8 protein-coding genes are annotated in these 7,131 nt (G+C 69.8%); 2 read left to right on the forward strand and 6 right to left on the reverse strand.

The annotated features are described in order from the left end of the window. Positions 1-21: 21 nt before the first annotated feature. The 4 genes from ACWD02_RS26375 to ACWD02_RS26390 all read right to left on the reverse strand — a co-directional run bounded on the left by ACWD02_RS26375 (position 22) and on the right by ACWD02_RS26390 (position 2,532). Entirely contained in the window at positions 22-426 is a 405-nt protein-coding gene (locus tag ACWD02_RS26375; protein WP_451214897.1) for a PPOX class F420-dependent oxidoreductase, read from the reverse strand. Between the two features lie 86 nt (positions 427-512). Continuing rightward, positions 513-1,016 (reverse strand): 2-C-methyl-D-erythritol 2,4-cyclodiphosphate synthase, encoded by a 504-nt coding sequence (gene ispF / locus ACWD02_RS26380; RefSeq protein WP_451214898.1) that lies wholly within the window; start codon positions 1,014-1,016, stop codon positions 513-515. Further along, a complete protein-coding gene (ispD, locus tag ACWD02_RS26385; RefSeq protein WP_451214899.1) occupies positions 1,006-1,743 on the reverse strand; it encodes a 2-C-methyl-D-erythritol 4-phosphate cytidylyltransferase in 738 nt (245 codons plus the stop codon). The genes ispF and ispD overlap by 11 nt, the downstream gene beginning before the upstream one ends. A gap of 306 nt (positions 1,744-2,049) precedes the next feature. Continuing rightward, positions 2,050-2,532 (reverse strand): CarD family transcriptional regulator, encoded by a 483-nt coding sequence (locus ACWD02_RS26390; RefSeq protein WP_003953493.1) that lies wholly within the window; start codon positions 2,530-2,532, stop codon positions 2,050-2,052. A 648-nt stretch (positions 2,533-3,180) separates the two neighbouring features. Between ACWD02_RS26390 and ACWD02_RS26395 the strand changes: the two genes are divergently transcribed. Next, complete coding sequence (locus ACWD02_RS26395) at positions 3,181-3,903, forward strand: copper chaperone PCu(A)C (RefSeq protein WP_451214900.1); 723 nt, start codon at positions 3,181-3,183, stop codon at positions 3,901-3,903. A gap of 88 nt (positions 3,904-3,991) precedes the next feature. Here the strand turns inward: ACWD02_RS26395 and ACWD02_RS26400 are convergent, their stop codons facing one another. Next, positions 3,992-4,672: a response regulator transcription factor gene (locus ACWD02_RS26400; RefSeq protein ID WP_018527980.1), complete on the reverse strand. Its 681-nt coding sequence runs from the start codon at positions 4,670-4,672 to the stop codon at positions 3,992-3,994. Then, positions 4,669-5,928 carry a sensor histidine kinase gene (locus ACWD02_RS26405; RefSeq protein ID WP_451214901.1) on the reverse strand — a complete coding sequence of 420 codons (1,260 nt, stop codon included), beginning with the start codon at positions 5,926-5,928 and terminating at the stop codon, positions 4,669-4,671. The genes ACWD02_RS26400 and ACWD02_RS26405 overlap by 4 nt, the downstream gene beginning before the upstream one ends. Positions 5,929-6,211: 283 nt before the next feature. Here ACWD02_RS26405 and phoU point away from each other — a divergent pair, with 283 nt between their 5' ends. After that, entirely contained in the window at positions 6,212-6,892 is a 681-nt protein-coding gene (gene phoU, locus ACWD02_RS26410; protein ID WP_160510362.1) for a phosphate signaling complex protein PhoU, read from the forward strand. Positions 6,893-7,131 lie beyond the last annotated feature (239 nt).

Raw genomic sequence — 7,131 nt, forward strand, 5'->3', positions numbered from 1 at the left:
GCGCGGGTGCGCGAGGGGCCGTCAGATCCTGCCGACGACCTTGCGCGGGGTGACGCGGACGACGACGCGGGTGTCGTCCTTCGCGGAGGCCGAGTTGAACTCCGCGTACTTCAGGCCGGTGTACTTCAGCGCCAACTCGTCGATGAGCTCCTGCCCGCCCTCGGTGGTCATCGTCGCCTCGCCGCGGATCTCGGCGTAGGTGTACGGGGCGTCGAAGGGCTGCAGGAGCACCGTCACGCGCGGGTCGCGGCGCAGGTTCTTCTCCTTGCGGCGGTTGAGCGTGGTGGAGAAGAGCAGGTCGTCGCCGTCGCGCTTCACCCAGACCGGTGAGACCTGGGGGCTGCCGTCGGGCTGGATCGTGGCGACGGAGACGAAGACGGGGGTGTCGAGCAGGGCCTTGAGCTTGTCGGACAGTTCGGCGGACATAGGGGCGCCTCTCTCGTACGTCGGTGACTGTCGCTGTTCCGCTGTCGGTGTGCCGTACCGATATTCCCCCGTCACCCGTGCGCCGGTCAGCCCGTCCGCACGACCAGTGCCGTCGCGATGGCGGCGAGGCCCTCGGCGCGGCCGGTGAGGCCGAGGCCGTCGGTGGTCGTGCCGGACACGGCGACGGGGGCGCCGACGGCGGCTGTCAGGGTCTTCTGCGCCTCGTCACGCCGCTTGCCGACCTTGGGGCGTACGCCGATGACCTGGACGGCGACGTTGCCGATCTCGAAGCCTTCGGCGCGCACGATCCTGGCCGCCTCGGCGAGCAGCGTCACACCGGAGGCGCCGGACCATTCGGGTCTGCCGGTGCCGAAGTGCGCGCCGAGGTCGCCGATGCCGGCGGCGGAGAAGAGGGCGTCGCAGGCGGCGTGCGCGGCGACGTCACCGTCCGAGTGGCCGGCGAGGCCCGCGCTCTCGCCCTCCCAGAGGAGTCCGGCGCACCACAGCTCGCGTCCTTCTTCGAAGGCGTGCACGTCGGTGCCGATGCCGACCTGCGGGAGCGTCACGCGCGGCTGCTGCTCAGAAGCCATCGTTGGCCCTCCTGCGGGCGAGCACGGCCTCGGCGAGGACGAGGTCCAGGGGCCGCGTGACCTTGAACGCCTCTTCGTGGCCGGGCACGACGACGACCCGCAGGCCGAGCTGCTCGACCATGCTGGCGTCGTCCGTGACGTTGTCGGTGACCGTCTCGTGGGCACGGACGAGGGTGTCGCGGTCGAAGCCCTGCGGGGTCTGCACGGCGCGCAGGCTGGCGCGCTCGGGCGTGGCCACCACGGGCTCGGGCGCTCCGGGCTCAGCCGGCTCAGCCGGCTCGACCTGCTTGACGGTGTCGGTCAGGGGCAGCGCGGGGACCACGGCCGGGGCTCCGTCGCGGACGGCCTCGATGACGCCGTCGACGGTGTCGACGGGCACAAGCGGGCGGGCCGCGTCGTGCACGAGGACGACGCCGATGCCGTCCGGCAGGGCGTCGAGGCCGAGCTTCACGGACTCCTGGCGGGTGTCGCCGCCGGGGACCACGACGAAGTCGGTGCGCTCGGGCAGTGCGTGGTCGGCCAGGAGGGTCTTGACCTCGGCGGCGCCCTCCGGCGGGGCCACGACGACGACGAGCGAGACGGCGCGGGAGGCGGCCATGGCCCGTACGGCGTGGATGAGCATGGGCGTGCCGTTCAGCGCGCGGAGCGCCTTGGGGGCGCCCGGGCCGAGCCGTACGCCGCGTCCGGCGGCGGGGATCACGACCGCGGTGCGGGATTCCTCAGACATCGCTTCCGTTCAGGTTTGTGTGCTCGGCGGGGCTGGGTATGGCCTTGGCAGAGTGCCGGGCGCGAGCCTTGACCGGACCCTTCCGTGACATCTGGTCGAGTCGGCTGCCCGGCACACCAAGCAGCACCAAGTACGACGCGAGTACGGAACGTCAGGAATTCAAGGATTACGCCTGAGCAGGCTGGGCAGGTCCAAGCTGGGCAGGTCTGGGTACGAACATGCCGCAGCGCCCGGCGACACCATTGAGGGTCAGCGGGCACCGCGGCATTTCATGGCGCCAAGACGTATGCGTATGTCAGGACGCGATCAGGACGCGAGGACCTCGTCAAGCAGGGCCTCGGCCTTGTCCTCGTTCGTGTTCTCCGCGAGGGCGAGCTCGCTCACCAGGATCTGGCGAGCCTTGGCGAGCATGCGCTTCTCACCCGCGGACAGTCCGCGCTCACGCTCACGACGCCACAGGTCACGCACGACTTCCGCGACCTTGATGACATCGCCAGAGGCGAGCTTCTCGAGATTTGCCTTGTAGCGACGGGACCAGTTCGTCGGCTCTTCGGCGTACGGCGCGCGCAGTACTTCGAAGACCCGGTCGAGCCCGTCCTGACCGACCACATCACGCACGCCGACGAACTCCGCATTGTCCGCAGGCACACGTACCGTCAGGTCGCCCTGGGCGACCTTCAGCACCAAGTAGGTCTTGTCCACGCCTTTGATCTGGCGAGTCTCAATGGCCTCGATCAGCGCGGCCCCGTGATGGGGATAGACCACGGTGTCGCCAACCTTGAACGTCATGTGACAGGTACCCCTTCCGTGGCTATCCATCCTAACACGAGAATCGCCTCTTCTGAATGGCGTTTTCGCAGGTCAGGGCATATCTCGGGGCTTGACAACAGCAACAGGAACGTGCTGCGAAGGGCTTGTGGAGCGAGGTATTCGCAGGTGGGAGCGGCTCTTCGGGGAAGCGGAAACACGCCCGTCACACCCCCTCCGAGAGCGCTCCACGAGGCTGAACGTCCCGGTTTGCCGGGTTCCGAACGGTGAACTTCCGCTACTCCGTTCGGCGACCGGAGAGAGGTGCGATCCCGTGTTCGACGGAAATCCGGAATTGATCAAGCGATCCCGGTGATCAATTCCCCGGACTTCCCCGGACTTCCCGGGACCGCCATGCATTCCTTACCGGAAATCCGCAGGACCAGCGCCGATGTCTCTTGACGGCACTTAAGTGAATGGTGGACGAGATGCCAATGGCACGGACGTGACGCCAGGGGCGCGTGCGTCGCCGCACGAGCCACGGGAGAGCGGCTCACCACCCGTAGGGGCGGGTCGGGTGCGGTGGCACGGGAACGGCTCGGTAACCTAAGCCCGCTGACACACACTTAGGACGGCTTCTGAGCCGCCCGCCCCTCCCGTACCGCCCTCGTTCAAGGAGTTGCCGCCGCCGTGAGCCGCAGCCTTCGACGTGGCGCCATTGCCGCCACCGCCATCGCGTTCTCGCTCGCGTCGCTCGCCGCGTGCGGCGCCGGTAACAACGCCCAGACACACGAGATCAAGCCGGACAACGCCGCGACCGCCGTCGGCGACATCAAGATCCAGAACGCCATGGTGATCACCCAGCCCGACCTGAAGTCGACGGGTCCCGCGGTGATCGCCGCCACGATCTTCAACAACGGCAGCACCGACCAGAAGCTGACGGAGATCGCGGTCGACGGCACCGGCAAGAAGGCCAAGATCACGCCGGCCAAGGACGACAAGACCTCCCAGCGGGGCGGTCTGACCATCCCCGCCGGCGGCTCGGTCATCATCGGCGGCAAGGACAACGCCTCCGCGGTCCTGCCCAGCAGCCGTGAGGCCGTCAAGGACGGCGACGCGCAGCCGGTCACCTTCGCCTTCAGCAAGACCGGCGACGTGAAGATGAAGACCTTCGTCGTGCCGGCCGAGAGCTACTTCAAGAAGTGGGGCCCGGCCGAGGTTCCCGAGGCCCCGGGCTCCAAGCCGTCCGAGAAGCCGTCCGGCAGCACGTCGGCCGACCCGTCGGGCTCACCCTCCACGAACCCCTCGGGCACGCCCGCCGATGGCGCGAACACCGAGCCGTCCGGCGCGGCATCGCAGCCGGCCGAGGGCGGCACGCAGTCGCACGGCGCGGGCGACGCCGCCGAGCACTGATCGACGTACGTACGCCCCGGCGTACAAAGGAAAGGGCGGGAACCCGACACCGGGTTCCCGCCCTTCCTCGTGTCTGCTGAGGGGCTGTTTACGGCTCGAACTTGTAGCCGAGGCCGCGCACCGTCACCAGGTAGCGCGGGGCTCCCGGGTCCGGTTCGATCTTGGCGCGCAGGCGCTTGACGTGGACGTCGAGGGTCTTGGTGTCCCCCACGTAGTCCGCGCCCCAGACGCGGTCGATGAGCTGCATGCGGGTCAGGACGCGGCCCGCGTTGCGCAGGAGCATCTCCAGGAGGTCGAACTCCTTGAGGGGCAGGTCGACCTTGGAGCCGGAGACGGTGACCACGTGACGGTCCACGTCCATGCGGACCGGGCCCGCCTCCAGGGCCTGCGGTGCGACCTCCTCGGGCTCGCCGCGGCGGCGCAGGACCGCGCGGATGCGGGCCACGAGTTCGCGGGAGGAGAAGGGCTTGGTGACGTAGTCGTCGGCTCCTATTTCCAGGCCGACCACCTTGTCGATCTCGCTGTCCTTGGCGGTGACCATGATCACCGGGACGTTGGAGCGGCCGCGCAGCTGACGGCAGACCTCCGTGCCGGGCAGGCCCGGCAGCATCAGGTCGAGCAGGACGAGGTCGGCGCCGTTGCGCTCGAACTCGTCGAGTCCGTCGGGCCCGGTGGCCGCGATGGCGACCTCGAAGCCCTCTTTGCGGAGCATGTAGGACAGGGCGTCGCTGAAGGATTCCTCGTCCTCGACGACGAGCACTCGGGTCACGGAAGGACCTCCGGGGCAGGAATGGGTTCGTACGCAGTGGTCTCGTCGGGCCGTGCGGTGTCGGCTTCGCTGCCGTCTCCGCCGTGACCGGATCCGCGGTCGCGGGCAGCGGCTGCTTCGGGCAGCCGCAGGGTGAAGGTGGAGCCCTGTCCCTCGGAGCTCCACACGGTGACCTCCCCGCCGTGCGAGGCGGCCACGTGTTTGACGATGGCGAGGCCGAGGCCGGTGCCGCCGGTGGCCCGGGAGCGGGCCGGGTCCACTCGGTAGAAGCGCTCGAAGATGCGCTCCTTGTCCTTGTCGGAGATGCCGATCCCCTGGTCGGTGACGGCCACCTCGATGAGGTCTCCCCCTGGTGCGCTGACCCGGCGGGCGGCGACGCCCACCCGGGTGCGTGCGGGCGAGTAGTTCACGGCGTTCTCGACGAGGTTGCCGAGTGCCGCCGCCAGCTGGCCGCGGTTGCCCCATATCTGCAGGTCGGCGGTGCCGCCTGCGGCCATGGTGATCTGTTTGTGGGAGGCCTGGTGACGGCTGCGGTCGATCGCCTCCGCCACCAGTTCGTCGACACGGACGGGTTCGGCGTCCTCCAGGGGGTCGTCGTTCTGGACCCGGGAGAGGTCGATGAGCTCCTGCACGAGGTTGGTCAGGCGGGTCGCCTCGATCTGCATGCGGCCCGCGAAGCGCTCGACGGCCTCGGGGTCGTCGGAGGCGTCCATGACGGCCTCGGAGAGCAGGGAGAGTGCGCCGACCGGGGTCTTCAGCTCGTGGCTCACGTTGGCGACGAAGTCGCGCCGTACGGCCTCGATGCGGCGGGCCTCCGTGAGGTCCTCCACCAGGAGCAGGACCAGGCGGGAGCCGAGGGGGGCCACGCGTGCGGAGACGGCCAGGGCCTCGCCACGGCCGGTGCCACGGCGCGGCAGGTCCAGCTCGACCTGGCGTATCTCGCCGTCACGCCGGGTGTCGCGTGCCATCTGGAGCATGGGCTCGACGGCGAGCTTGCCGCCGCGGACCAGGCCGAGTGCGTACGCGGCCGAGCTGGCCTTGACGACGCTGTCCGCCTCGTCGAGGACGACGGCGGACGAGCGGAGCACGGAGAGCACCGTGTCGACGCCGGGTGGCAGTACGGGGTCGGTGTGCAGGGAGGTCCGGGTGGGGCGTTTCAGGTCGCGCTCGCTCCAGCGGAACGCCAGCATGGCGATGACGCCGGTGCACACCCCGGCGATCGCTGCCGCTGCGGCAACCGCCGCGTTCACGTCCATGCCCCCAGGTTATGCGCCGGATGAGCACCTGCCCCAGCCATCCGGGTGCCCGCTCGAACACTCGTCGCCCAGAGTTCACCGAGGGGACGGTGTTGGTTCACTTCGGCCGAACGGGTTGCTCCGGGCCTTGCGGGTGCGGTTCCGGGGAGCGCACCGCGCGTCGCCCACAGTTCACCTCGGTGACAGGGGCGGTTCATTCGGGATGCCGGAAACGGACGCGTGGGGGCCGCACCGTGGGAGCGTGGGGGTCACCCCCCGGGACGTACTAGAGAGGGACATCCACATGCGGGACGCGTACCACGAGGAACTTGACTCGATCGGCGAAGGCCTGGTCGAGATGGCCCGCCTTGTCGGGTCCGCGATCGGGCGCGCCACGACGGCCATGCTCGACGCCGACCTGAAGATGGCGGAGAGCGTGATCGCCGCCGACCAGAAGGTGGACGATCTGCAGCACGAGCTGGAGGCGCGCGCGATAGCCCTCCTCGCACGGCAGCAGCCGGTCGCCACCGACCTGCGCATCGTCGTGACCTCGCTGCGGATGAGCGCCGACCTGGAGCGTTCGGGCGACCTCGCCCAGCACGTCGGCAAGCTGACCCGCCTGCGCTTCCCGGCGTCGGCCGTTCCGCAGGACCTGCACGCGACGATCCTGGAGATGGGGCAGCTCGCGCAGCGCCTCATGGCCAAGGCAGCCGAGGTCATCATCACGAAGGACGTCGACCTGGCGCTCCAGCTGGAGCAGGACGACGACGAGATGGACCTGCTGCACCGCACGCTCTTCCAGCACCTGATGGACGACCGCTGGAAGCACGGCATCGAGACGGCCGTGGACGTGACGCTGCTCGGCCGCTACTACGAGCGCTTCGCCGACCACGCGGTGTCGGTCGCCAAGAGGGTCGTCTACCTGGTCACGGGCGAGCACGCGGACGAGATGCAGCAGACGGGGACGCCGGTGGAGGGGGCCTGAGGCTTTGCCGAGCCCCGGCAACCGCCATCCCGTCCGACCCACCGACGGACGGAGTCCGGCGCAGCACCCCGAAGCCGGGAGGCGCCCCGGCGCCGAGCGCCGCGAGGGGTGCACGAAGAAGGTCCTGCCGCCGGTGGAGGGCGCCTGAGGCTTTGCCGAGCCCCGGCAACCGCCATCCCGTCCGACCCACCGACGGACGGAGTCCGGCGCAGCACCCCGAAGCCGGGAGGCGCCCCGGC

It is taken from the genome of Streptomyces sp. NPDC002853, assembly GCF_053591915.1.

Coding starts and splice junctions, on each gene's coding strand:
- ACWD02_RS26375 (WP_451214897.1), bottom strand. CDS start 426: ATGTCCGCCGAACTGTCCGACAAGCTCAAGGCCCTGCTCGACACCCCC.
- ispF (WP_451214898.1), bottom strand. CDS start 1,016: ATGGCTTCTGAGCAGCAGCCGCGCGTGACGCTCCCGCAGGTCGGCATC.
- ispD (WP_451214899.1), bottom strand. CDS start 1,743: ATGTCTGAGGAATCCCGCACCGCGGTCGTGATCCCCGCCGCCGGACGC.
- ACWD02_RS26390 (WP_003953493.1), bottom strand. CDS start 2,532: ATGACGTTCAAGGTTGGCGACACCGTGGTCTATCCCCATCACGGGGCC.
- ACWD02_RS26405 (WP_451214901.1), bottom strand. CDS start 5,928: ATGGACGTGAACGCGGCGGTTGCCGCAGCGGCAGCGATCGCCGGGGTG.
- phoU (WP_160510362.1), top strand. CDS start 6,212: ATGCGGGACGCGTACCACGAGGAACTTGACTCGATCGGCGAAGGCCTG.